Origin of the sequence: Rhizobium sp. 2MFCol3.1 (assembly GCF_000377565.1) — a bacterium.
Lineage (GTDB): Bacteria > Pseudomonadota > Alphaproteobacteria > Rhizobiales > Rhizobiaceae > Rhizobium.
In genome coordinates this window covers 443,206-468,244 of sequence record NZ_KB898356.1, presented here as the reverse complement: position 1 = coordinate 468,244, position 25,039 = coordinate 443,206, and the positions used below count along the sequence as shown (strand labels likewise).

The 25,039-nt window shown below is 63.3% G+C and carries 22 protein-coding genes; 7 read left to right on the top strand and 15 right to left on the bottom strand.

Going from position 1 to position 25,039, the window contains the following annotated elements:
- The first annotated feature begins 30 nt into the window (after nt 1–30).
- A complete protein-coding gene (locus D460_RS0110980; protein WP_018898596.1) occupies nt 31–822 on the top strand; it encodes a phosphodiester glycosidase family protein in 792 nt (263 codons plus the stop codon).
- Nucleotides 823–1,043: 221 nt separating this feature from the next.
- Here the strand turns inward: D460_RS0110980 and D460_RS0110975 are convergent, their stop codons facing one another.
- The 7 genes from D460_RS0110975 to D460_RS0110945 form a co-directional block, all read right to left on the bottom strand.
- The gene (locus D460_RS0110975) at nt 1,044–1,385 is read right to left on the bottom strand and encodes a YciI family protein (RefSeq protein ID WP_018898595.1); all 342 of its coding nucleotides are present in this window, start codon (nt 1,383–1,385) and stop codon (nt 1,044–1,046) included.
- A gap of 308 nt (nt 1,386–1,693) precedes the next feature.
- On the bottom strand, nt 1,694–2,734 hold the full coding sequence (gene lpxK / locus D460_RS0110970; RefSeq protein ID WP_018898594.1) for a tetraacyldisaccharide 4'-kinase: 1,041 nt from the start codon (nt 2,732–2,734) through the stop codon (nt 1,694–1,696).
- A gap of 106 nt (nt 2,735–2,840) precedes the next feature.
- Nucleotides 2,841–3,554 carry an HAD family hydrolase gene (locus D460_RS0110965; protein WP_018898593.1) on the bottom strand — a complete coding sequence of 238 codons (714 nt, stop codon included), beginning with the start codon at nt 3,552–3,554 and terminating at the stop codon, nt 2,841–2,843.
- Nucleotides 3,555–3,573: 19 nt separating this feature from the next.
- Nucleotides 3,574–4,893: a lipid IV(A) 3-deoxy-D-manno-octulosonic acid transferase gene (gene waaA / locus D460_RS0110960; protein ID WP_018898592.1), complete on the bottom strand. Its 1,320-nt coding sequence runs from the start codon at nt 4,891–4,893 to the stop codon at nt 3,574–3,576.
- Nucleotides 4,894–5,051: 158 nt separating this feature from the next.
- Nucleotides 5,052–5,297, bottom strand: a complete 246-nt coding sequence (locus D460_RS0110955) for a DUF4170 domain-containing protein (RefSeq protein ID WP_026283020.1) — start codon at nt 5,295–5,297, stop codon at nt 5,052–5,054.
- Between the two features lie 68 nt (nt 5,298–5,365).
- Nucleotides 5,366–6,160 (bottom strand): 3'(2'),5'-bisphosphate nucleotidase CysQ, encoded by a 795-nt coding sequence (locus D460_RS0110950; protein ID WP_018898590.1) that lies wholly within the window; start codon nt 6,158–6,160, stop codon nt 5,366–5,368.
- Nucleotides 6,161–6,298: 138 nt separating this feature from the next.
- Entirely contained in the window at nt 6,299–7,645 is a 1,347-nt protein-coding gene (locus D460_RS0110945) for a TldD/PmbA family protein (RefSeq protein ID WP_018898589.1), read from the bottom strand.
- Between the two features lie 118 nt (nt 7,646–7,763).
- On the opposite strand from D460_RS0110945, the gene D460_RS0110940 reads away from it, so the two are divergent.
- Nucleotides 7,764–9,572: a monovalent cation:proton antiporter-2 (CPA2) family protein gene (locus D460_RS0110940; protein ID WP_018898588.1), complete on the top strand. Its 1,809-nt coding sequence runs from the start codon at nt 7,764–7,766 to the stop codon at nt 9,570–9,572.
- A 33-nt stretch (nt 9,573–9,605) separates the two neighbouring features.
- Nucleotides 9,606–9,911 carry a hypothetical protein gene (locus D460_RS0110935; RefSeq protein WP_018898587.1) on the top strand — a complete coding sequence of 102 codons (306 nt, stop codon included), beginning with the start codon at nt 9,606–9,608 and terminating at the stop codon, nt 9,909–9,911.
- 39 nt (nt 9,912–9,950) lie between these two features.
- Here the strand turns inward: D460_RS0110935 and D460_RS0110930 are convergent, their stop codons facing one another.
- The 3 genes from D460_RS0110930 to D460_RS0110920 are packed head-to-tail and all read right to left on the bottom strand — an operon-like array spanning nt 9,951 to nt 13,550.
- Complete coding sequence (locus tag D460_RS0110930; protein ID WP_018898586.1) at nt 9,951–10,850, bottom strand: patatin-like phospholipase family protein; 900 nt, start codon at nt 10,848–10,850, stop codon at nt 9,951–9,953.
- 23 nt (nt 10,851–10,873) lie between these two features.
- Complete coding sequence (gene rsmD / locus D460_RS0110925; RefSeq protein WP_018898585.1) at nt 10,874–11,434, bottom strand: 16S rRNA (guanine(966)-N(2))-methyltransferase RsmD; 561 nt, start codon at nt 11,432–11,434, stop codon at nt 10,874–10,876.
- Nucleotides 11,415–13,550 carry a pseudouridine synthase gene (locus tag D460_RS0110920; RefSeq protein WP_018898584.1) on the bottom strand — a complete coding sequence of 712 codons (2,136 nt, stop codon included), beginning with the start codon at nt 13,548–13,550 and terminating at the stop codon, nt 11,415–11,417. The genes rsmD and D460_RS0110920 overlap by 20 nt, the downstream gene beginning before the upstream one ends.
- 89 nt (nt 13,551–13,639) lie before the next feature.
- Here D460_RS0110920 and D460_RS0110915 point away from each other — a divergent pair, with 89 nt between their 5' ends.
- Together D460_RS0110915 and D460_RS0110910 are read left to right on the top strand one after the other, a co-directional pair.
- Nucleotides 13,640–14,071, top strand: coding sequence for a nucleoside deaminase (locus D460_RS0110915; protein ID WP_018898583.1), 432 nt, complete (start codon nt 13,640–13,642; stop codon nt 14,069–14,071).
- A gap of 86 nt (nt 14,072–14,157) precedes the next feature.
- The gene (locus tag D460_RS0110910; protein WP_018898582.1) at nt 14,158–14,490 is read left to right on the top strand and encodes a nucleotidyltransferase domain-containing protein; all 333 of its coding nucleotides are present in this window, start codon (nt 14,158–14,160) and stop codon (nt 14,488–14,490) included.
- Between the two features lie 644 nt (nt 14,491–15,134).
- Here the strand turns inward: D460_RS0110910 and D460_RS0110905 are convergent.
- Together D460_RS0110905 and ileS are read right to left on the bottom strand one after the other, a co-directional pair.
- Nucleotides 15,135–15,764 (bottom strand): hypothetical protein, encoded by a 630-nt coding sequence (locus tag D460_RS0110905; protein WP_026283019.1) that lies wholly within the window; start codon nt 15,762–15,764, stop codon nt 15,135–15,137.
- A gap of 138 nt (nt 15,765–15,902) precedes the next feature.
- On the bottom strand, nt 15,903–18,803 hold the full coding sequence (gene ileS / locus D460_RS0110900; protein ID WP_018898580.1) for an isoleucine--tRNA ligase: 2,901 nt from the start codon (nt 18,801–18,803) through the stop codon (nt 15,903–15,905).
- 421 nt (nt 18,804–19,224) lie between these two features.
- Between ileS and D460_RS0110890 the strand changes: the two genes are divergently transcribed.
- Both D460_RS0110890 and D460_RS0110885 read left to right on the top strand, forming a co-directional pair.
- On the top strand, nt 19,225–20,211 hold the full coding sequence (locus tag D460_RS0110890) for a glycosyltransferase (protein WP_018898578.1): 987 nt from the start codon (nt 19,225–19,227) through the stop codon (nt 20,209–20,211).
- A 104-nt stretch (nt 20,212–20,315) separates the two neighbouring features.
- Nucleotides 20,316–22,136 carry a hypothetical protein gene (locus D460_RS0110885; RefSeq protein ID WP_018898577.1) on the top strand — a complete coding sequence of 607 codons (1,821 nt, stop codon included), beginning with the start codon at nt 20,316–20,318 and terminating at the stop codon, nt 22,134–22,136.
- A gap of 74 nt (nt 22,137–22,210) precedes the next feature.
- On the opposite strand, the gene D460_RS0110880 is transcribed toward D460_RS0110885, so the two are convergent.
- The 3 genes from D460_RS0110880 to D460_RS0110870 form a co-directional block, all read right to left on the bottom strand.
- Complete coding sequence (locus D460_RS0110880; RefSeq protein ID WP_018898576.1) at nt 22,211–23,686, bottom strand: sodium:solute symporter family protein; 1,476 nt, start codon at nt 23,684–23,686, stop codon at nt 22,211–22,213.
- Nucleotides 23,676–23,873 carry a DUF3311 domain-containing protein gene (locus tag D460_RS0110875; protein WP_018898575.1) on the bottom strand — a complete coding sequence of 66 codons (198 nt, stop codon included), beginning with the start codon at nt 23,871–23,873 and terminating at the stop codon, nt 23,676–23,678. Before D460_RS0110875 ends, D460_RS0110880 begins: the two co-directional genes overlap by 11 nt.
- Before the next feature lie 171 nt (nt 23,874–24,044).
- On the bottom strand, nt 24,045–25,031 hold the full coding sequence (locus D460_RS0110870; RefSeq protein WP_037111138.1) for a bifunctional riboflavin kinase/FAD synthetase: 987 nt from the start codon (nt 25,029–25,031) through the stop codon (nt 24,045–24,047).
- Between the last annotated feature and the right edge of the window lie 8 nt (nt 25,032–25,039).

The following is a 25,039-nucleotide window of genomic DNA, read 5'->3' as shown; positions in this document are numbered from 1 at the left end:
CCTTTCTCACACCGCAAAGGACGAGAACTGGTGCCTATCCGTTCATCCGGCCTGCTCTTCGCCGCCCTCGCCGGGATGGCCATTCTGCTGGGTGCTGTATTTGGGACCGCGGGCTCCGCGCTTGCCGGCCCCTGCGCGCCGGAAACGGTCGAAAACACCAACTACGTGATCTGCACCATCGATCCCGCCAAGGCGGATCTGCGTCTCTTCTGGAAGCGCGACGACGGCGCGCCCTACCGCTCGTTCCCCGGCATCGCCGACGCCATGACCGCCAGGGGCAAGACGCTCGTCTTCGCGCTGAATGCCGGGATGTATCACGAGGATTTTTCCCCGATCGGGCTTTATGTCGAAGATGGCCAGGAGTTGCGGCCGGTGGCGAGCGTCAAGGCGCCCAAGGCGAGCGGTCCGGTGCCGAACTTCTACAAGAACCCCAACGGGATATTCTTTATCGGCGACAAGGGCGCGGGCATCCTGCCAACCGCGACGTTCGAGAAGCAGCGTCCTGACGTCAAGCTTGCCACGCAGTCGGGGCCGATGCTGGTGATTGCAAACAAGATCAACCCGATCTTCATCGTCGGCTCCAGCGATCGGACGCGGCGTAGCGGGGTGGGTGTCTGTGGCGATGGGATGGTGCGCTTCGCGGTCAGCGATGATCCGGTCAATTTCCACGATTTCGCGCGGCTGTTTCGCGATCACCTGCAGTGTGCCGACGCATTGTTTCTCGATGGCGGGGGTGGCGCGGGGTTCTATAGCGCGGAACTGGGGCGCAGCGATTTTTCCTGGCATGGCGGGTATGGACCGGTGTTCGGGGTGGTGGAGTAGCGTAGCTGTCTGATCGCAGACGTCGAGCCAGGATTACCCCCCTCTACCCTGCCGGGCATCTCCCCCACAGGTGGGGAGATCCGCAAGTGGTGAGGTCTACGCCAAACAATGAAGGTTGGGCGAGCGGGAAAGCCCAGCCAATCTCCCCACCTGTGGGGGAGATGTCCGGCAGGACAGAGGGGGGCGCCACACGGCACAACGCCCCTCGTCTCGACAGCGCCCTAATGAAAAGCCCGCACCTCGACAGGCGCCCGACAAGCGATGGCGGCCTTGCGGCCCCAGGCCAGCGCGTCCTCCATGCCATTCGCCTCCAGCACCCAGAAACCGCCGACATGCTCGCTGGTCTTGAGATAGGGGCCGTCGCTCACCGACACGTTTCCATCGGCATCGGCGCGCAACGACTTGGCGGTGTGCGCCCGATGCAGCCCGCCGACGAAGAGCCGGATGCCGGCCGCGACCATCTCGTCGTTGAGCGCATCGATCGCCCGATACATCGCCTCATCTTCCGAGACGGCGGGGTCGTAGTCGTCGGGGTGGTGAATGGCTACCAGATAGCGGGGCATGACGTCTCCTCCATGTTGATCCTATTGTAGAGACGGTTGGGGCTGGCGGCATCCGACATGTGATATGATCGAGGGGGATGACGTGGACATCGAGCGCGGGTTGCTCGGGGCAGACGCGGAGCGAGGATTACCCCCTCTGCCCTGCCGGGCATCTCCCCCACAGGTGGGGAGATTGGCTGGGGGCGGCCGCTCGCTCCAACCTTGATTGTCTGGCGTAAACCTAACCGCTGGCCGATCTCCCCCCTTGTGGGGGAGATGTCCGGCAGGACAGAGGGGGGTGCTCCACGGCAGAACGCCCGTTAACACGCTTACCCCGCAGCCTTCTCCTTCAACCGCCGTTCCCTGCACGCATCGAGCGCGCGGTCGATGATCAGCCCCGGCGCCAGATGGTCCTCGAAGGTCATCTCCACCTCGATCACCCGGCACTTGGACGCCAGTGTCTCGGCCTTGCCGTGATGACCCGTGAGGCGCACGAAGTCCTTGGAGGTGGTGACGATCTGGAGGTCGTCGCGGGCGGCGGTTTCGAGGATGTCGTCGATCTCGTCGTCGGTCAGATGCTCGTGATCACCGAAAGAGCGGCGGGCGACGGTTTCGGCGCCGATGCCATCCACCGTGCGGAAGAATTTCGAGGGATCGGCGATGCCGGCGAAGGCCAGAACCTTCCGGCCCTTCAGGTCGGCGCCATCGGAGACTGTGACCGATGCGGTGAAATAGGGCTTGGCGGCGCGCGCCGCGATGCGCACGATCTGGTCGGCGGCGGCACCCGCGCCGACTTTTAGAAGAGCCGTCGCGTAGCGCAGCTGCAGCTTGATTGGCGCGCGCACCGGGCCGCCCGGAACGATGTGGCCGTTGCCAAGGCCGCGCGTGGCGTCGATGACGAGCAGCGCGTAGTCGATGGCAAGGCGCGCGCTCTGGAAGCCGTCATCCATGATGATCAGGTCGGCACCTTCCTTGACGAGGCGCTTGGCGCCCTCGACACGGCGGCGGGAGATGACGGTGAGCGCCTCGCGGGCGAGAAGCAGCGGTTCGTCGCCGACGGCCACGGCGCGGTGATGGCCGGCATCGACCACGGTCGTCACGTCGAGCGAGCCGCCATAGCCTCGGCTGAGGAAGCCTGGGGTCAGACCCTTGGCCTTGGCGGCACGAGCAATGGCGATCGCGGTCGGTGTCTTGCCGGCGCCGCCGACGGTGAAATTGCCGACGCAGATGACGGGAACAGGCACGGAGGCGCGCTTGGCGTTGACCATGCGGTAGCCCGAGATACGGCCGTAAAGAAAGGAGATCGGATAAAGCGTCCAGGCGCGCCAATCGGCTTTCGTCCACCAGAACGGTGGCGCTTCGGATACCATCTTTGCCGTCCTGCCTTTCGCGCCACCGGCCCGCTCCACGCGGACGTCACCCCTAATTGGGCGAAAAGAGAAGGCAATTTTCAAGAAAAAGCAAGCCTTTGGTCGATCAGGCGAACTGCAGGTCGGGCAGCAGCCCTTCGAGTTCGGTGATATCGTTGAGGCAATGATCGCTGGCGGCGGCGAGCGATTCCCGCGATCCGGTGCCGGTCAAAACCGCGACCGTCAGGCCGACATGCGCGTTGCGGCCCATGTGCAGATCGTGGTTGTTGTCGCCGACGACGGCGACTTCCGAGGGGTCGAGACCGGTGGCCGCGCAGAAGCCAAGCACCATGCCTGGCTCCGGCTTGGTGCCATGGCCGCTGTCGTAGCCGGCGATATAATCGATGTAATCAGCAAAGCCGAAGCGCTTGGCCGTCTGGCGGATCGAGCGCTCATTGTCGCTGGAGGCGACGCCGAGCTTGAAGCCGCGCGCATGCAGGCGGGCGAAGAAAGAAGCGAGATCGGTGACCGGCACGGAGAAATCGGCGGCGTGGGAAAAGAGCTCGTCGAGCCTTACCGTCAGTTCCTCGACCGGAACCGTCGAGCCGGCGGCGACCAGCCCGTCCGATATCTGACGCGTATTGCCGGCGGCGAGCAGGCTGTCGGGAACGATGTGGCCGGTGACGGGATCCATGCCGCAGGCGAGCAGCAGGCGGTCGGCAAGTGCGGCGTCGTCCCTGGCGGCGATGCGTGCCAGCTCGCGGTTCACGGGCAGCCAGCTCTCGTCATAATCGAGAAGCGTGCCGTCCTTGTCGAACAGGATACCCTTGATCGCCTGCATGTCCGAACCTGCTCTCTAACTAGCGTTGCGCCGCCGTCTTCGGCAGCAGTCTGGCCTTCACCGTCAGCGGGTTGATGTAGGGCTCGAGACCCTTCATCGTTGCCGTCAGCGCACCGCGCATTTCTTGCACGGCGGCGGCGCCGGCCTCGATCATATTGCGGCGCGCCGGGTCGTTGGTCAGCAAATAATGCACGCCCTTGGCCAGCATTTCGGTATCGCGCACCATGCGGGCGCTGCCACGGCGGGCGAGCCGCTGATAGGCCTCGCGGAAATTCTGGACGTTGCTACCCGACAGCACCGCGCAGCCGAGCATGGCCGGCTCCAGCGGGTTCTGCCCGCCCTCGCCAAACAGCGAGCGGCCGACGAAGGCGACCTCGGTCATGCGCAGATAAAGTCCCATCTCGCCGATCGTATCGCCGAGGAAAACATCGATATCTGGCGTCAGCGCATCGTCGCGGGTGCGGCGGGCGACTTTGAGCCCCTGCTTGACCAGCTCGGCTTCGATGGCATCGGCGCGCTCGGGATGGCGCGGGACGATGATGGTCAGCTGGCCGTTGCGCTCCTTCAGCGTGCGATGGACGATGCCGGCGGCCTTCTCCTCGCCATCGAAAGTGGAGATCGCCGCCCATGTCTTGCGGTCGCCGACCTGCTGCTGGTAGCGGGCGAAGATCGCGGGATCATAGGACGGCGCGTCGGTATCAACCTTGAGATTGCCGGACATCAGCACCTGGCGGGCGCCCAGATCGCGGAAGCGCTCGGCATCGACATCGGATTGGGCGATGACGAGCGCGAGGTTCTCGAACAGCGCCTCGGCCAGCGCCTGGCGGCGCGTCCAGCGGGCGAAGGAGCGGTCGGACATGCGGGCATTGACGAGGATTTGTGGGATGCGGCGGCGGCCGAGCTCCAGAACGGTGGCAGGCCAGATTTCGGATTCGGCGATCAGCGCGCAATCGGGCTGCCAGTAATCGAGGAAGCGGCTGACGGCGGGCTTCAGGTCGAGCGGCACATATTGGTGGATGACTTCGGTGCCGACGCGCTCGGCGGCGAGTTTGGCCGAGGTCACGGTACCCGTCGTCAGGATGACGTGAACGTCGCGGCGGCGGATCTCGCGGATAAGGGGAATGACGGCGTTCATCTCGCCGACGCTTGCGGCGTGGAACCAGACCAGGGGACCGGCCGGGCGATCGGCGCTGGCATAGCCGGAGCGCTCGAGCCGCCGGGCCCTGTCTTCCTTGCCCTTGGCGGCGCGATAGGTCAGGTAGCCGCCGACGAAGGGCGTGATCAACGTCCCAACCGCCTGATAAGCGCCCAGCGCCAAACGCGCCATGCGGCCGCTCATATAACACGTCTCCGATCAACGATGATCGACATCAACCCATTCCCAAATATCATTGCGGCCGAAATGACCGATCAGTTTGTTCAGAATGCGTCAACAACCGCCCCTATGCCCGGATAAGGCAGGCGGCTGGGTAAAACAGGGCCACGAGGGCCGAAAACTTATTTGCCGGACTTGTCTTCGGGATCAAGCAAGCGGTGCATATGGACAATGAAATAGCGCATGTGGGCATTATCAACGGTCGACTGCGCCTTGGACTTCCAGGCCGTCAGTGCAGATGCGTAATCAGGGAAGATGCCGACGATATCCAGGCCAGAGAGGTCGCGGAACTGCACGTCATCGAGACTTTCCAGTTCGCCGCCAAACACGAGGTGCAACAGTTGCTTCTTTTCACCGGACTTGGTCATTTCAGTCACTTCCTTCATCTGCTCCTCCGCCGTTTCATCTGAGGGATTTTGACGGAAACGTCAACTGCTCAGCGCGCGGCGATAGGGGATAGAAATTCATTCAACAGCGGCTCGGAGCCGGCGCAAAGCTCGCCGTGTCTCACATCCGCGCGGTTATAGGTCAGCGGCGTTCCGTCGAGATTGACGAGACGGCCGCCTGCCCTTTCCAGAATGAGATCGGCGGCGGCCAGATCCCAGTCGTGGGAATTGCGCTTCACGAAGGTGCCGTCGATCGCCGCATCGGCCACCATGGCGACGCGGTAGGCGAGCGAGGGCACGTGCTTGACGCGCTCGATCTTGCCGCGCAACGGCTCTTTGAAGCCGTTCAGTACGTCCTCGGCAATGGCGAAACGGACGGGCGGCTTCGGCTTCGATACGCGGATCGGCAGGCCGTTCTTCAAGGCGATGCCACCGGCGACCGCTTCATAAAGCTCATCGAGCGCCGGCGCGTTGAGCACGCCGGCCACCGGCCTGCCCTTGTGGACGACGGCGACGCTGACGCACCAGAGCTTCTGGCCGGCGAGGAAGCCGCGCGTACCGTCGATCGGATCGATGATGAAGAGCGTGTCGCGCGACAGGCGATCGGCGCTGTCCTCGGTCTCTTCCGACAGCCAGCCGTAATCAGGGCGGGCAGCGCGCAGCAGCGTTTCGAGGATTTCATTGGCGGCGAAATCGGCGGCGCTGACCGGCGAGCGGCCCTCGTTCTTCCACCAGACCTCCGGCGACTGGTTGAAATGGCTGAGCGCCACGGCACCCGCCCGCTTTGCAGCGTCGGCGATCAGGTCCAGATCGCTCTGCCAGCGGGCATTGTCCACGTCGCTCATCCCAAGTTCCAATCCGTCAGCGGCTAGAGCATGTCGCGCAAAAGTGTGAAGCGGTTTTGCGATGAAGACATGCGGTAAAAGAAAGACCTAAAGCGCAACAAGCGAATCTGAAAGATCGCGACGCGCTTTAGCCCGCGATCACCGTCCGGCCAGCGTCATTCCCTCGATCGCGAGGGTCGGAGCAGCTACTCCGTACTTGCGGTCGATATCGTTGGCAGGCGTTACCCGCATGAACATCTCCTTGAGGTTCGATGCAATGGTCACTTCGGAAACCGCGAAGGTCAATTCACCGTTTTCGATCCAGAAACCGGTGGCGCCGCGGCTGTATTCGCCGGTGATCATGTTGACGCCCTGGCCGATCAGCTCGGTGACGTAGAAGCCGTTGCCGACGCCGCGGATCAGGTCCTCGGGCGAGATATCACCGGGCTCGAGCGCGAGGTTGGTCGAGGCGGGCGTCACGGCATTGCCGCCGCGCACGCCACGGCCGTTGGTTTCCATGCCGATCTCGCGGGCGGTCGACGTCGAAAGGAACCAGTGCTTCAACACGCCGTCCTCGATCATCACCATGCGCTCGCCGGAAACACCTTCGCCATCGAAGGGGCGCGAGGCCGGGCCGCGCACGATCATCGGATCGTCGGTGATCGAGAGGCCGGATTTCAGCACCTGCTCGCCCATCTTGTCGCGCAGGAAGCTGGTCTTGCGGGCGACCGACGCGCCGTTGATGGCGCCGGCGATGTGGCCGACGAAGCCGCGGGCGATACGCGGATCGAAGATCACGGTGACGTTCTTGCCGGTATCAACCTGGCGCGGCTTCAGGCGCTTGACGGCGCGCTCGCCGGCGCGACGGCCGATTTCCGCGGGATCATCAAGCTCGGAGAAATAGATGCGGCTGTCGAAATCGTAATCGCGCTCCATGCCGGTGCCCTCGCCGGCGATGACGCTGACGGAGCGGCCGAAGCGCGAGCCCATGTAGCTGCCTTCAAAGCCGTGCGAGGTGACGAGCACCATGCCGCCGCGACCGGCCGAAGCGCCGGCGCCCGAGGAATTGGTGACGCCATTGACCGCAAGGCCGGCCGCTTCCGTTGCAAGCGCTGCCTCGCGCAGCTGGTCGGCGGAGACCTCGGTGTTGTCGAGCAGCTGCAGGTCTGGATAGGATTTGGCGAGCCGGCTCTCATCCGCCAGACACGCGAAGGGATCTTCCGGCGAGACCTTGGCCATGGCGACCGCGCGCTCGGCGAGCACCGCCATGTCGAAGCCTGGATTGGCCGAGACGCTGGCAACACGCTTGCCGACGAAGACGCGCAGCGAAAAATCATCGCTCTCGGAGGATTCGGTTTCCTCCACCTTGCCGAGCCGCACGCTGACGGATTGCGAGCGGGAGCGGACGACCACCGCATCGGCGGCATCGGCGCCCGCTTTTTTTGCGAGATCGATCAGCTGGCTGGCGCGGGAGAGAAGCGTCGAAGAATCAATTTCAGAGGACATGGTTTGGCCTTTCCTTCGCGTTCCATTTATTGTGCGCTACGGAAAGCATCAAGGCCGACGGTGCCGATTCTTTTTCGCGCTGCTTGCGCAACCATGACCATTGAAAGAAGCTTAGCGGATGTCCGAGCCCAACGCCCTCTTCACCGAAACGATCCTGCTGCTCGGCGGCACCGTCGTTTCGGCCCCGATCTTCAAGCGGCTGGGGCTTGGAACGGTGCTCGGCTATCTCGCCGCCGGCGTGGTGATCGGCCCGATCTTTCACGGGCTGACGGATGGCGAGCAGATCCTCAACGTCGCCGAGCTCGGCGTCGTGTTCCTGCTTTTCATCATCGGCCTGGAGCTGAAGCCGAGCCGCCTATGGCAGATGCGGCGCGACATCTTCGGGCTGGGCACGGCGCAGGTCATCCTGACCGGGCTGGTGCTGACGGCGCTCGCCGATCTCTCCGGCCTGCTCGACTGGCGCGGCAGCATCATCGCCGGCTTCGGCCTGGCGCTGTCGTCCACCGCCTTTGCCATGCAGATCCTCGAGGACGACGGCGATGTGAGCACTCGATATGGCCAGCGGTCCTTCTCGATGCTGTTGTTCCAGGACCTCGCCATCGTGCCGCTTCTGGCGCTGATCAACATTCTCGACACAGGCAAGGGCCACGGCACGCCGATCGTCGATTTCGCGATCGCCATCGGCGCGGTGGGCGCGATGATCGTCATGGGGCGCTATCTGCTGACGCCGCTGTTCCAGATCATAGCCAGCACCGGCGCGCGCGAGGCGATGATCGCGGCCGCACTATTCGTCGTCATGGGATCGGCGACGCTGATGCAGATGGCCGGGCTATCGATGGCCATGGGGGCGTTCCTGGCGGGCGTGATGCTGGCGGAATCCTCTTACCGACACGAGTTGGAAGCGGATATCGAGCCCTTCCGCGGCGTGCTTCTCGCCATCTTCTTCATCGCCGTCGGCCTGTCACTGCAGCTCGACGTGCTCTGGGACAACGCACTCGTCATCCTCGTCACCGTGCCTGTTGTCATGGCCGCGAAGGCGCTCATCATCTACGGGCTCTGCCGCGTTACCGGCTCCGATCACAATGACGCGATCCGCATCGCTTTCCTGCTGCCGCAGGGCGGGGAGTTCGGCTTCGTGCTGTTTTCGACGGCGGGCGCTTCGTCGCTGATGCCTTCGAGCACGGCGTCCCTGTTGATCGCCATCGTGACGCTCTCCATGGCGCTGACGCCGATCGGCACCAAGCTTGCCAAGCGGCTAGAGAGCGGCGAGACGACGGAGACGCTGGAAGAGGATTTCGAGGGTGCGGGCGCCGATGTGCTGATGATCGGCTTCTCGCGTTTCGGCCAGATCGCGGCGCAGATCCTGCTTGCCGGCGGGCGCGCGGTGACCGTCATCGACACCTCTGCCGATCGTATCCGCCAGGCCTCCTCCTTCGGCTTCCGCATCTATTTCGGCGACGGCACACGCAAGGACGTGCTGCGGGCATCCGGCATTGACCATGCCAAGATCGTCGTCGTCTGCACGCAGAAGCGGGAAGTGACCGACAAAATCGTCGAGCTGGTGCAGGCCGACTACCCCGAAGCCAAGCTCTTCGTGCGCTCCTACGACCGCGTCCACTCGATCGCGCTGCGCAACCTCAACGTCGACTATGAGCTGCGCGAGACGCTGGAATCGGGCTTGCTGTTCGGGCGCCGGACGCTGGAAGCGCTCGGCATCAGCGAGGCCGCCGCCTACGAGATCGGCGAAGACATCCGCCGCCGCGACGAGCAGCGGCTGGTGCTCCAGGTCACCGAGGGACTGCAGGCAGGCCGCGACATGCTCTACTCGCAACCGGTCAAGCCGGAGCCGCTGGTCAAGCCGAAGCGGACCATGGATTTCTCGCAGGACCCGCTGGCGGGTACAGGGGATGCGGTGGCGGATGCATAAATCATAGCGGCGTTTGGGTAATAGGAGCGTCAAGTGGGATCAACCAGCGACAAGCGAATCGATTGGAACAGCGCACGTCAGCAGCCCTTTGCCGATGTGGATACACCCGACGATTGGCCCAAAGATGTGAAGCCGATGAGCCGGCAAGGAATGAATTTGCTCGGGGCAGACGGAAAAGGCGGTCTTTATTGGGACGGCAAGAAACTAAGGAGTGAGGTAAAGCTCGGCTGGTTCGCTAGTCTAATCGGCGCTTTGATTGCTCTTTCAACCTTCTTTGCCGCGGCAGCGACAATATCGATGTCGGTGTTGGACTTGCTACGTTACTTGGACTGCAAGTGATCAGAGCATCCGACCCGACCACCATATGTATGGCCATCATCATCCCCGCGCATGCGCCTCGATCGCCCCGTCGAGCGCATATTTCAGCTCATCCTTCACGCCTTGAGACATGGCCAGCACTTCGCGGGCTTTTAGAAAATCCATGACGCCGGTGCGGCCGACGGCGGGGCGGAGGAAGATGTGGGGGGGCTGGATGCGGAGTTTGAGGGTGATCGCCGTCTGCATCATCAGCTGGCCGGAGCCGAAGATGCTTTCCATGCGGTTCGGGATATGGGTGCCGTCGCCCTCGGGCGCGCCGACGACATCGATGCCGATGACGATATCGGCGCGGTCCATCAGGCACTCATAGGGGACAGGATTGCTGATGCCGCCGTCGATCATCACCCGGCCATGCAGCCGGACCGGCATGAAGACGGCGGGGATGGCCGAGGAGGCTGCGAGTGCCGGAAACAGCTGGCCTTCGCTCACCAGCACTTCCTGCTGGCCGTAATAATCGGTGGCGGTCACCGTCATCGGGATCGGCAGATCCTCGAAGCGATCGGGGAGATCGGCCGGGAGAAATGCTTTCAGGATGCGTTCGAGGTTGAACTGACCGATGCGCACGCCGTTCGCCACGGCGTCGCGCACCGTCTGCGGGCGCAAGCCCCAGAGACGGCTCACCACGGCGGTCTTGTTGCCGACGGTCATCAGCGCGTGTTCGCGGATGGCCTCGCCGGTCATGCCGGCCGCCATGCCGGCGCCCATGATGGCGCCGATCGAGGAACCCGATATCGCCACCGGGCGGATGCCGAGTTCATCAAGCGTTTCGATGACGTGGATATGGGCAAGCCCGCGGGCGCCGCCGCCGCCGAACGCAATCGCGATACGCGGCGACGCGCCGAAGGCGACATCTTCGAGAGCAGGGAACGCGGAACTGGTCTTTTCGGCCTGCTGTGTCACCCTTTACCCCCGATAGCCGCTACCTACTCCGGCTGGTAGCGGTAGAAATGCACCCTGGTATCGCCGAAAATCCGGCTTTCCAGGAACAGATAGGAAGGATCGACCGAAACGGCAACGTCGGCGCGCTCCTCGAGCACGGCAATCGCGCCCGGAAACAGCCAACCACCCTTGGCGGCAGCGGCCATTGCCTTCTCGCCGAGACCCTTGCCATAAGGCGGGTCGGCGAAGAGGAACTGGAACGGCTCAAGATTGCCGACGCTCCCGAGATCGGTCGCGTCGCGCCTCAGGATGCGCGTCTTGCCGTGCAGACCGAGCGCATCGATGTTTTCCCAGAGCAGACCCCTGCCCTCGACGCTATTTTCAACGAAGAGCGCATGGCGGCAGCCGCGCGAGACGGCTTCCAGACCGACCGCGCCGGTGCCGGCAAAGAGATCGAGTATCCGGGTGCCATCGACGCATTCCGGATAGGCATGGCTCAGAATATTGAACAGGCTCTCACGCGTCCGGTCGGCAGTCGGCCGGATGTCGTTGGATTTAGGCACGGCGAGCGACCGTCCGCGAAACTCACCGCCGACGATCCGCACCGCGTCCTATTCCCTTGCCTTTTGGTCCACCACGCGACGGCCCGCCCGAGGGCTTGCCTCCGCCACCGGGACGATCGCCCGAAGGCTTGCCCGAAAAACTCTTCGCACCCGGCTTGGAGCCGCTTGGCTTGCCGCCAAAGCTCTTGCCGCGTGGCTTGTCGCCACGTGGTTTGTCGCCGAAGGGACGATCACCGCGTGGGCGTTCGCCCTGGGGACGGTCACCCTGCGGACGTTCTCCACGGGGCCGGTCGCCATACGAACGCTCGCCGGCCGGACGCTCGGAGCGAGCCTCGCCGGAGAAACGGTTGGCGCGGGGACGCTCGTCGCCCTCTTCGCGCGGACGGCGCGGCTTGTCGCCGAACGGCCGGTCTCCACGTGGGGGACGATCGCTGAAGGAACGGGGACGGTCGTCGCCATCCTCACGCGGCCTGCGGTCGCCGCGAGGCTTTGCTGCGAACGGACGGTCGCCTGTCGGCCGGTCACCACGGGGAGGACGATCACCGAAAGGCCGATCGCCGCGTGGCCTGTCGCCACGAGGGGGACGGTCGCCGAAGGAGCGCGGACGGTCGCCATCCTCGCGCGGCTTGCGTTCGCCACGCGGCTTGTCGCCAAAGGGGCGGTCGCCACGGGGTGGGCGATCACCATAAGGCCGGTCGCCGCGTGCCGTGCGGTCGCCGCCGGAGCGGTCACCACGATCACCGAAGGAGCGGTCACCACGGGGACGGTCACCGAAGCCGCGATCACCACGGTCGCCGCCGCGCTTGCGGTCGTCGTCGCGGCTCACATCGCTGGAGCGGATCCATTCGCCCTCTTCGTCGCGGGCGCGGTTGATCTGTACGCGCGGACCTTCGTCGTAGCTTGTCGGCTGCGGCTTGGAGCGGCCAGGCTTTTCGCCACGGCGGAGCGCCGTCTGGGCGTTCTTCTCGGCCTTAGCGGCTGCCTTTTCGCCGAGCGGACGGGCGCCGGGCGCCATCCAGACATTGGCGTTGCGGCGGCTGCCGAGTGCGGGACGCTTCGGGCCCTCGTCCTTGCGGTCGCCACCACGGCTTGGGCCACGGCCGCCATCGCGATCGCCGCCACGGCGGTCGTCGCGTTTATCATCGCGCTTGGTGTCGAGGCGGCTCAGCGCGCGTTCGCGCTTGTCTTCCGGCTTCCACGAGCGTTCGCGGCGCTCAGGCTTGGCGTCGGCTTCCTCTTCCTCGGTCACGGCGGGCGCGTTGTAGATCGGCGCGTCGAAATTGGCCTTGGCATCCTCGATCAGGCGTGGGCCGAGCTGGTCGCGCAGGGTGCGGCCACGCACTTCGATTACCGCCCGCTCGGGGATATCGCCGAGCTGGAACGGGCCGTAGGAGATGCGGATCAGACGGTTGACGTCAAGACCGAGCGCGCCGAGCACGTTCTTGATTTCGCGGTTCTTGCCTTCACGCAGGCCCATGGTGAGCCAAACGTTGGAGCCCTGCACCTTGTCGAGCGTCGCTTCGATGGCGCCGTAGAGCACGCCGTCGACAGCGATGCCGTCCTTCAGCTTGTCGAGCGCTTCCTGGTCGATCTCGCCGTGGGCGCGCACGCGGTAGCGGCGCAGCCAGCCTGTCGTCGGCAGTTCCAGCGCACGCGCCAGGCCACCATCGTTGGTCAAGAGCAGCAAACCTTCGGTATTGATGTCGAGGCGGCCGATCGACATGACGCGCGGCAGATCGTCCGGCAGGTTGTCGAATACGGTCGGGCGGCCTTCCGGATCGGCATTGGTGGTCACCAGGCCGGCCGGCTTGTGGTAGAGCCACAGACGGGTGCGCTCGATGCCGCGGATCGGCATGCCGTCGACTTCGATCTTGTCGGTCAGCGTGACGTTGACGACGGGCGTGTCCAGCGGCTTGCCGTTCAGCGTGACGCGGCCATCGAGGATCATGCGCTCGATATCGCGACGCGAGGCAACGCCGGCGCGCGCCATCACCTTAGAGATGCGTTCCGCCTTGCTGTCGCTCGTCACGTCGGACACGGCATCCGCCTTGTCAGCCGATTTTGCGAACTTCCTTGCGGGCTTCTCGCCCGATTTCGCGCCGGTATCGCGCGGGGATGGCTTGCCACCCGGCCGTTTTGGCTTGTCTTTGAATGTCATTTGTTGTTTGCCTGCCTTTTGGGGCCTTCTATCAGTTCGCGCCCCTGCGGTTAAGTGGAAATTGTCGGATCGTGAAGACAAATCAATTTATGGAGCTGGCGCTGGATGAGGCGCGTGCCGCGGGGGCGCGCGGCGAGGTGCCGATCGGCGCGGTCGTCGTCCTCGACGGCACCGTAATCGCCTCATCCGGCAACCGCACCCGCGAGCTCAACGACATCACCGCCCACGCCGAAGTGGCCGCCATCCGCATGGCCTGCGAGGCGCTCGGCCAGGAGCGACTGACGGGTGCTGATCTCTATGTGACGCTGGAACCGTGCACGATGTGCGCGGCGGCGATCTCGTTCGCGCGCATCCGCCGGCTCTATTATGGGGCGGAAGATCCGAAGGGTGGCGGGGTGGATAGCGGGGTGCGGTTTTACGCGCAGCCGACGTGCCATCATGCGCCGGAGGTGTATTCGGGGATGAGCGAGGTGCAGGCGGCGGAGATCCTGCGGGGGTTCTTTCAGGGGAAGCGGGATTAGGGTGTTTTGGCCAACCGGGCGCTGCAGCGCGCCACTTTTCGCCGATCTTCCAATGCTATACAGTTGAAAGAAATCGGAGTTTCTGAATGGTCGGAATGACGACACTGATGGCGAGGAGACGCGACAGGCGGCACAGCGCGGCATCGGCAGCCGTTTCGCAGGTGTTACGCGACGCATCCAGCAAGGGCATCGACATCACGCTCGTCGGATCCCTTGCGCGAGGAGATTTCCGCTCGCATTCGGATGTCGACCTGCTCGTTCGCGGCCCCATGGACCGAAAGCGCCGCGCCCTGGCCGAACAGCTCGTGGCTGACGGGATACGGGCGTCGGAAATTCCGTATGACCTCGTCTTCGAGGCCGATCTTACCTACGATCGCCTTCAGGAGTTTCTGTCGGATTTATTGATTTCCTATCAATAACTTAAAAGAATCTTGGCCGCTCATTCATCCCCGCGCCCGAAACCTGCCCCTACACTATCGGCGTCCCGTCATCGGATACACCGGCAGGCGTGCCGGCAAGGCGGGATCGGCGCTGGGTGTTTGAGGAAGACGCAAGCTCTCTCATCCGGGGTTCGCAGAAAATGGTCTCCCTCCGGTGACGGCGAGTTCCGTCGCAAGACGGGCCTGAGTTGAGCCCGGACGTGCCTGTGAGGCACACATGGTCTCGTCGCGAAGTTGGGCGAGAAGGCAGAGGGACCGGAGTTGCGTTCATAAACCGCTGAACGGGGTGCTGGAAGGCACCATATTTTACCTTACTCAATCGAGGTGATTTCCAGCGCCCCGTCCGAGTGAAGTGCAGGGCATGGTGCAGCTACGGGTCCTTCGGGCGGCGTGGGGTTTTGGTGTGTTTGTGGGGTGTGGTGTGATGATAGAGAGGTCTTGCCGTGGAATACCCCCTCTGCCCTGCCGGGCATCTCCCCCCACAGGTGGGGGAGAGGACTTGTGGCCCGCTCACAGTGCCGGCGTCGACATCGCCACAAGTTAAGCCCTCCCCGGGTTGGGAGGCGTCTTTACCCTACGCGCTCACATCGAACGTTTGTAAAAAGCTCACCGGGCCCGAAGCCTTACTGCAGCAGGTTCCACCACTGCTTGCCGGAGCCGGCGACGGCGGCTTCCTTTTTCTTCTTTTTCATCTTCTTCAGCTCAGGCTCGCCGAGATCGTCGAGCTTGGTGGGATCGTCCACCTGGCGGTATTCGGTCGGCGGGTCGGAGATGTAGCGGCGCTGGTCGATGTAGGCGCCCTTCTGGATGGCGCGAGCTTCGCGGAAGGCCTTGGCCTGGGCTTCCGTCGTGCGGCGGCCGCCTTCGACCTCGTTGTTGGCGAGCGGCGACTGGTAGCCGGACTTGTCGCTGTTCTCGTCGGCTTCCTTGACGAGGCGGGCGCGGGTTTCCTCAGGCGATTCGACCCACTGCGGGTTGTCCTTGCTGGCGATCGATTCCTGCGGCGCGACCAGGTTTTCCTTGTCGCCGGCCTTGGGAACCACGAGGCCCGGACGCGGATTGTACTTCACGCCCTTGTTCTTGGGCTCGGTGCCCGTCAGCGAGGTGGATTGGCCAAGGTCATCGGTCAGCTGCTCGAATGCCGTCTTGTCCGTGCCGTAGCGGGGGCCGCTCGTGCAGCTCGACATCATCGCTGTGCCTGCCATCGCAACAGTCAGGCATGCGCCCAAACGGAACCAACGCTTCGATAACATGAAAACCCTTCCAGCCATGCCGGTGCAATCAATGCTTCAACCGGACATCCTCCCCGTGACGGAAAAATCCGGCCAATTTCAGGCAGCTTTTACCGGATGAACCGCGATAGCGCAATTCATCCGGTAACTTTCTTGCGTTTATGCCGCAAGTTCGCGCAATGCGGCAGCATCGCGGGCGGAAACGTCGGGATACTCGGGATCGGAGCCGACATCCGTCGTGATCCGCCACGAGCGGGCGCACTTCTCACCTTCCGCAAGCTTCGGCTCGACGCTGACGCCGGCCACTTCGGGAAGCCGGAACGCGTCGGACGGCCCCTCATTGCCTTCGACGACGATACCCGAGGTGATGCAGATCTCCTCGAAGTCCTGACCTTCAAGCGCCTTCAGGAGTTCAGCATCGGCGATATGGACAACCGGAGCTGCTTCCAGCGAAGAGCCGATGCGCTTGTCCTTGCGCTCGATCTCCAGCGCGCCGGTGACGACCGTGCGGACCGCGCGGATCTTCTTCCACTTATCGGCCAGCGCCTCGTTCTTCCAGTTGCCCGGAATCTCGGGGAACTGCTCGAGGTGGACGGAAACGGCGCCGGGGTTGCGCGAGAGCCATGCTTCTTCGGTGGTGAAGGGCAGCATCGGGGCAAGCCAGGTCACCATGCAATCGAAGATGTTGCGGATGACATGCAGCGAGGCGCGGCGACGCAGGCTGGATGGCGCGTCGCAATAGAGCGCATCCTTGCGGACGTCGAAGTAGAAGGCCGAGAGCTCGACATTGGCGAAGTCGATCAGCGCGCGGGCGATCTTCTTGAAGTCGAAGGCGTCGTAATTCTCGCGCACCAGCTGGTCGAGTTCGGCCAGGCGATGGAGCATCAGTTGCTCCAGTTCCGGCATTTCGGAGACTTCGAAGGTCTCGCCCTTGTCGTGCGCCAGCGTGCCGAGCATCCAGCGGATGGTGTTGCGCAGCTTTCTGTAGGCATCGACATTGGTCTGGATGATCGTCTTGCCGACGCGCAGGTCGTCGGCATAGTCCGAGGTCATGACCCAGAGGCGCAGGATGTCGGCGCCGGCATCCTTCATGATCTCCTGCGGAGAGGTGACGTTGCCCTTGGACTTCGACATCTTCTCGCCCTTCTCGTCCATGGTGAAGCCATGGGTGAGGACGGCGTTGTAAGGCGCGCGGCCACGGGTGGCGGCCGATTCCAGGAGCGACGAGTGGAACCAGCCGCGATGCTGATCGGAGCCTTCGAGATAGAGATCGGCCGGCCACTTGAGATCAGGGCGATCTTCCAGCGTAAACGTGTGGGTCGAGCCACTGTCGAACCAGACATCGAGGATGTCCATGACCTGGGTCCACTTGGCGTGGTCGTGACCGTTGCCGAGGAAGCGATCCTTGGCGCCTTCGGCGAACCAGGCATCTGCACCCTCGACGTCGAAGGCTTCGAGGATGCGATTGTTGACCTCTTCGTCCTGCAGGACGTTGCCGTCCTCATCGGCGAAGACGCAGATCGGAACGCCCCAGGCGCGCTGGCGCGAGAGAACCCAGTCAGGACGCTGCTCGATCATGGCACGCAGGCGGTTCTGGCCGGCGGCGGGTACGAAACGGGTATCGTCGATGGCGTTCAGCGCACGGGTGCGCAGCGTCGTGCCGTCCTTGAGGTCCTTGTCCATGTAGACGAACCACTGCGGCGTGTTGCGGAAGATGATCGGCTTCTTGGAGCGCCAGGAATGCGGATAGGAATGCTTCAGGCGGCCACGGGCAAACAGCGCGTTGCGCTCGATCAGCGTCTTGATGACGCGCTCGTTGGCATCGCCCTTCTTGCCGTTGTCGTCCATGACGCGGGCGCCTTCGAACCCGGGAGCGTCTGCGGTATAGGTGCCGCTGTCGTCAACCGGGAACGGGATGCGGGTGTCGATACCCCTGGCTTCCAGCTCCTTGGCGGAGGACATCCAGGCCTCGAAGTCTTCGCGGCCATGCGACGGGGCGGTGTGGACGAAGCCGGTACCGGCATCATCGGTCACGTGGTCGCCGGCAAGCAGCGGTACGGGGAATTCGTAACCGCCGCCGAGGCCCTTGAGGGGGTGGGCGGTTGTGATGGCTGCGAGTTGCTCGGCCGAAACACCCCGCAGCCGGCTGAAGGTGAGCTTGGCCTTCTTGGCGGACTCCTCGGCCAGTGCGTCGGCGAAGATCAGCTTCTCGCCGGGCTGCGGGCCGAAGTCGTTTTCAGCGGCCACAACCTCATAGAGGCCGTAGGCGACCTTCGGCGAATAGGCGATGGCGCGGTTGCCGGGGATAGTCCACGGCGTTGTCGTCCAGATGACGACATGGGCATCGGCCAGCTCGCCGGCGCCACCCACGACCGGGAACTTCACCCAGATCATATCACTCTCGACGTCGTGGTATTCGACTTCGGCTTCTGCCAGTGCGGTGCGCTCGACCACCGACCACATGATCGGCTTCGAGCCGCGATAGAGCTGGCCGCTCATAGCGATTTTCAACAGTTCGCCGGCGATGCGGCTTTCGGCGTGGAAGTTCATCGTCAGGTACGGATTGTCGAAATCGCCCTCGATGCCCAAGCGCTTGAACTCGTCGCCCTGGATCTTGATCCACTTTTCAGCGTAAGCGCGGCATTCCTTGCGGAACTCGATCATCGCGTCGGCCTGTTTGAGATCAGGCTTGGCCTTGCCCTTCGCGCGGTAATTCTCTTCCTCGATCTTCCACTCGATCGGAAGGCCGTGGCAATCCCAGCCGGGAACGTAATTGGCATCGAAGCCGCGCATCTGGAACGAGCGGTTGATGACGTCCTTCAGGATCTTGTTCAGCGCGTGGCCGATATGGATGTTGCCGTTGGCATAGGGAGGGCCGTCGTGGAGGACGAACTTCTCGCGGCCGGCGGCGGATGCGCGCAGCTTCTTATAGAGCCCCATCTCCTGCCAGCGGGCAACGGTTTCCGGCTCCTTCTGCGGCAGGCCGGCGCGCATCGGGAAATCGGTTTCGGGGAGATAGAGGGTCTTGGAGTAATCGATCTTTTCGGCTGTATCGGTCATGTCTGGCAATCGTCTCTTCTAGCGATCGTGCTTTACGCCTCGCAAACGGGCGCAACGGACTTGGAAATATCGTGGCGGCGGAAGCGCTCTGAGGTCGAGCGCCGAAAACCCGGACCTTCCGGCCGCTTAGCGCGCGCGGAAGGCCGGGCCGATAATTCGTATCGTGATCGCCAGCCGGAACTTGTTCATCGCGCCGGTTCATAGGCGCTTTTACAGGGAAAAGGAAGGGGAAATTCTGGCCGCCCGATCGCCGCGCCTGCGCTCAGCGTGCGCCTTGTCCAGCCTGCGACAGGCCGAGACAACACAAAAGATGGAATTGCGCGGCATGCCTATTGACGTCAAGACTGGCTTTGTGTTGTGAACGGCCGCAAATGGCACGCCGATCACCCAAAAAAGAGCTGGAACGACCTGCAAAATGCTAATGGATGTTGCGCCTGAGGGAAGTCCAGAAGGGATCGCTCACGTCAGACCGGCGGATCGCATCGCGGTTCTCGTTCCCTGCTATAACGAGGAACTGACCATCGGTGCCGTCGTCGGTGATTTCCGCAAGGCGTTGCCGCAGGCGCAGGTCTATGTATTCGACAACAATTCTTCTGACAGAACCATTGCCTGCGCACAGAAGGCGGGCGCGATTGTCAACACGGTCAGCGAACAGGGCAAGGGCAATGTCATCAGGCGCATGTTCGCCGATATCGAAGCGGATACCTATCTGCTGGTCGACGGCGACGGCACATATGATGCGTCCGCAGCGCCGATGCTGGTCGCGGAGCTTGTGTCCCGGGGGCTCGACATGGTCACGGCAATCAGGATCTCCGACGAGAAGGAGGCCTACCGGCCCGGGCACCGCTTCGGCAACAAGCTTCTAACGAGTTGCGTCGTGCTGATATTCGGCCGATCGCTGACGGACATGCTATCCGGCTACCGGGTCTTTTCCCGCCGCTTCGTCAAATCCTTTCCCGCGCATGCCTCGGGCTTCGAAACCGAGACCGAGCTGACAGTGCATGCCTACGGGCTTCGCATGCCGGTGTCGGAGATTAGGACAGTCTACAGGTCGCGGCCGCCGGGCTCATCCAGCAAGCTCAGCACCTATCGCGACGGCATGAGGATATTCTTGACGATCTTCCGGCTTTTTAAGTCGGAGAGGCCGATGGTCTTCTTCACGATCGGATGTGCGCTCTGCGCGATCGTATCACTGACGCTCGCAACCCCGTTGCTCTTCACTTATCTCGAAACCGGCCTAGTCCCGCGCCTGCCCACCGCCGTGCTCTCCGCATCGTTGATGTTGTTTGGCGCGCTGCTGCAGACGTGTGGCATTATCCTGAACACGGTGACCAGGGGACGAGCGGAGGTGAAGCGGCTGGCCTATCTCGCCATTCCGGGTCCGTGGCGCATCACGCCAAACGACTGAGCCTCCTGGGCTTCACACCCGTATTAGCCGAAACAAACTGTTCCGGTGCCTTCCATATGCCGGCCTGATCCCTACCGGCGAATTGACGCATGAGAAGCAACGCCATGGATACTGCCCGGAGGCTGCTGAACCGGCCCTATGCGCCCCTCGCCGCATGCATCATCGTCCCGATACTTTTCGGGCTCTATTCGCTGGGGCTAGGAGCGGACGCCAATTGGGATCTCTATAACTATCACCTATACGCCCCGTTCGCCCTACTTAACGGCAAGCTGTCGGTTGACCTAGCGCCGTCGGGCTTCCAGGGCTATTTCAACCCGCTGCTCGACGTGCCGGTCTACTTGCTCAACAGCGCGCTGCCGGCGCCGCTCTCCGGCTTCATCCAAGGGCTGCTGCACGGCACGGCCTTCGTGCTCGTGCTCGGAATCGCCTTCAACGTCCTGCCGGAAAGGCCACCTGAAGATCGCCGGCGACTACCGCTTATTCTGGCGCTGTTCGGATGCCTGACAGGCGTCTTCCTGTCGGAAATCGGCAACAGCATGGGGGACAATACGACGGCGCTGCTGCTGCTCGCCAGTCTATATATCCTGACGGCGCGCTGGCAAACGCTCGGCCAATTCAATGCCATCGTGCTGACGCAGCTCACCGTAGCCGGCCTGCTAGCCGGTCTTGCGATGGGCCTGAAACTTACCAACGCGGTCCCTGCCTTTTCCATCTGGGTGGCGCTGCTTCTCTGCCAGCGAGGATCTATTGGCCAACGCTTCAGGATCCAGCTGCTCTTCGGCCTTGCGGCGGTCGCGGGCTTCGCGGTCACTGGCGGCTACTGGATGCTGCGGTTATGGAACGAGTTCGGCAATCCATTGTTCCCGCAGTTCAGTACCATCTTTCCCAACCCGTTGAGCGCTCCGATGAGCGTCGCCGACACGCGCTGGCTTCCCAAGGGGCTCATCGACAGCTTGCTGTGGCCGTTCCTTTTTTCCCTCGATCCGCACCGGATCGGAGAACTCTCGATCCGGCAGATCATATGGCCCGCGACCTATGTCGCTTTCCTCATATGGATAGTGCGGCGGGTGATCGTCGGCCGGAGGCGCAGTGATGCCGGATCAGGCATGAGCGCTGAGGCCGCCTTCATTCTGGTCTTCATTGTCGTCGGCTATCTATTCTGGATGAAGCTCTTTAGCATCGGCCGCTACATGGTGCCGTTCGAGGTGCTTCTGCCAATTGTCCTCTTCGTCCTGCTTCAGCAACTGTTGGCCTACGGGCGAGCACGCCACATCGCGACCTGGCTTCTCATCGTGTCGACGGCCACTGTCATCATCAGCGGAGCGCGCAACTGGGGTCACGAAGGATGGGGCGAGACGCTCTATCACTCGGATGCGCAGCCGCTTGCCGATCCTGCCCGCGCAACGGTCCTGCTTGCCAGCCCTGAAAAGCCGCTGGGCTGGCTTGCGACGCTCTATCCCGCCAATGTCGCCTTCATCGGCATCGGTAGCAGCTTTCCGCAGGCGCCCTATTTCGCAGAGAAGTCGCGGCAAATCGCGCGCGAACGCGGCGGCGAGATAGTCATCATAACCGACGGCGAAGATAACAAGAGGGCCGCACGCATGGCGTCCTACGACGCCATGGCCGCACGCATCGGCCTGACAAACAGCCAATCGGGCTGCGACTTTCTGCGCTCGGTCGTGAAGCGCTTCCATTTGCGTGCCGAGGTGAGTGCATCGGAACAAGAGGACATCGCCTGCCACATCGGCCAGATGTCCAAGGAAAAAATCGACGTCGTCGCTTCCAACCGCATGCGCCAGCAGCGCGCCGCCGACCTGCTTTCGCGTGCCGGTTTCCAGTTGGTCGAAGACAGCTGCATCCCGTTTGGCGCGGGCATCGGCGAAGGCCTGCAGCAATATCAGCGCTGCGAGGCAACCCTGCCCTGATGTCGGAGCCTTTCCGTAGCAAAAGACCGCGGCCCCAATGAAACCGCGGTCGATATTGGTGCCAAAACCCGTTTTTATGTGCGCGCCACCGCCTTGCCCGGCGCCACCGCATTCACCACCACCGCGACGATGATATTCACCGCCAGCGCCAGCAACCCGATGTAGATCGTGAACGAGGTCTCGCCCATCGTCACCGGCTGCAGCGGTTTCAACCCGTTGATCCAGACCAGCAGCGTGCCGCCGAAGAAGCCGACGAACCAGCCTGCGAGAAGGCCGGGGGCGCGGAACCAGTTGGTGTAGAGGCCGAAGACCAGGGCCGGGAGCGTCTGCAGGATCCAGATGCCGCCGAGGAGCTGCAGGTCGAGGGCGAACTGGGTGGGGAGGAAGATGATGACCAGCAGGGCGCCGACCTTGACGACGAGCGAGGTCATCTTCGCGACCTTCGCCTCGCCCGCATCCGTCACCTGGGGGTTTACATAGGCCTTCCAGAAGTTGCGGGTGAAGAGGTTGGCCGCACCGATGCTCATCACCGCCGCCGGCACCAGCGCGCCGATGGCGATCGCCGCGAAGGCGAAGCCGGCGAACCAGCTGGGGAAGAGCGTCTGGAACAGTGCCGGCACCACGTCATTGGCGCTGTCGAGCTTGAGACCGGCGGCGTGGCCCATGTAGCCGAGCAGCGCCAGGAGGCCGAGCAGCAGCGTGTACGCCGGCAGCAGCACCGCGTTCTTGCGGATGGTGTTGCCGCTGTTTGAGGCGAAGATGCCGGTCAGCGTGTGCGGATACATGAAGGCCGCGAGTGCCGAGCCGAGCGCCAGCGTCGCATAAGCGACATACTGGTTCCCGCCAAGCAGCAGGCTGCCGGAACCCTTGGCCTGGAAGGCGGCGTCGGCGGAGGCGAAGACATTGGCATAGCCGCCGAGCTTCGAGGGGATCAGCGCCACGGCGGCGATCACCACGACATAGATCATGATGTCCTTGACGAAGGCGATCAGCGCCGGAGCCCTCAGACCCGCCGAATAGGTGTAGAGCGCGAGCACGATGAAGGCGATGGCAAGCGGCACCTCGCCATGCAGGCCGAGCGCCTTCAGCGCCGCCGTCATGCCGACGAGCTGCAAAGCGATATAGGGCATGGTGGCGATGACGCCTGTTGCCGCCACCGCGAGCTCCAGCCCGCGCGAGCCATACTGGCCGTGGACGACGTCGCCCGCCGTGACATAGCCGAAGTCCCGCGCCCGCTTCCAGAGCACCGGCATGACCATGAAGACGAAGGGATAGACGACGATCGTATAGGGCAGCGCGAAGAAGCCATAAGCGCCGACGGTATAGACGAGCGCCGGAACGGCGATGACTGTGTAGGCCGTATAGAAATCGCCGCCAACAAGGAACCAGGTGATCCATGTGCCGAAGGAGCGGCCACCGAGGCCCCATTCGTCGATATGCGCCATGGTTTCGGGCCGGCGCCAGCGTGAGGCAACGAAGCCCATGACGGTGACGAGGACAAAGAAGAAAATAAAGACGCTGAGCGCCGTGACGTTGAGATCAGTCGTCATTGCGCATGCTCCGGTAGGCGATCCAGGTCAGGAAGGCGGTGATCGGCACCCAGAGGAGCTGATACCAATAGAAGAAGGGGAAGCCGAAAAGAACCGGATCGTGGAAATTGTAGAAGGGGACCCAGAGCAGCCCGATATAGGGAATGATGAGCAGCCAGCAGGCCGCCGTTCCAAATCTTTTGTCCATGGGGAGAGTGCCTTTCGCGGATCGGGCGCGGCTTATCCGCGTCTTATCAGATAGATGACATATGCCAGCCGCGCGGCGCGACAAGCATCTCTGCCGCGAAAAAGACACAGTTTCTCAGAGACGGCGACCACACACCGGCCGCTGATGGAGGATGATTTCGGCGTGAAAGCCTTACGCGAGGCCGCAGAGCTTGCGGTCGAGTTCGCTGATCGGCTGCATGCCCGATAGCACCGCCCTCGCCTCTTCCTTGTCGCGGTTCATCTGCTCGACCAGCGGATCGAGCCCGTCGAACTTCAGTTCCGGGCGCAGGTAGGAGAAGAAGGAGACGGAACAGATCTGGCCGTAGAGATCGCCGGAGAAATCGAAGACGAAGGTTTCGAGCAGCGGCGCGCCGTTGTCGGTGACCGTCGGGCGGCGGCCATAGCTTGCCACCGCGTCATGCATCGATCCATCCTCGAAGCGGAAGCGCACGGCATAGATACCGGGCTTCAACTCGACCTCGGCCGGCAGGCGCATGTTGGCTGTCGGGAAGCCCAGCTGGCGGCCGAGCTTTTCGCCACCGATCACCTCGGATTCGACCGTATAGTGATAACCGAGCAGGCCGGCCGCCTCGCTGACCTCGCCATCCTTCAGCAGCGCGCGGATGCGGCTCGAGGAAACGACGTCGGAATTCTCATCGCGGAAGGCGTCGATCAGGGTGACGCCGAAACCGTATTTGTTGCCGGCCTCCATGAGGAAGGCAGGGCCACCCTCGCGGCCACGGCCGAAGTGGAAATCGAAACCGGTCACGACCTCGGATGCGCCGAGCCAGTCCTTGAGGATCGAATGGATGAAATCGTCGGCCGAGCGCTGCGAAAAGGCGCGGTCGAACGGGTATTCGATGACCGCGCCGAAGCCCATTGCCTCGAGGATGCGGGCACGCAGTGGCGCGGGCGTCAGGCGGAAGACCGGTGTCTGCGGGTTGAAGACCGTGCGCGGATGCGGCTCGAAGGTGAGAACCAGCGCCGGAACGCCGCGCGCCTCGGCGATCTCAAGCGCGCGCTCCAGCACCGACTGATGACCGCGATGGACGCCGTCGAAATTGCCGATGGCGACCACACCGCCATGCAGGTGCTCGGGCAAGGGCTCTCGGGTTTCATTGCGGTGGAAGACGGTCATCGGGCAGA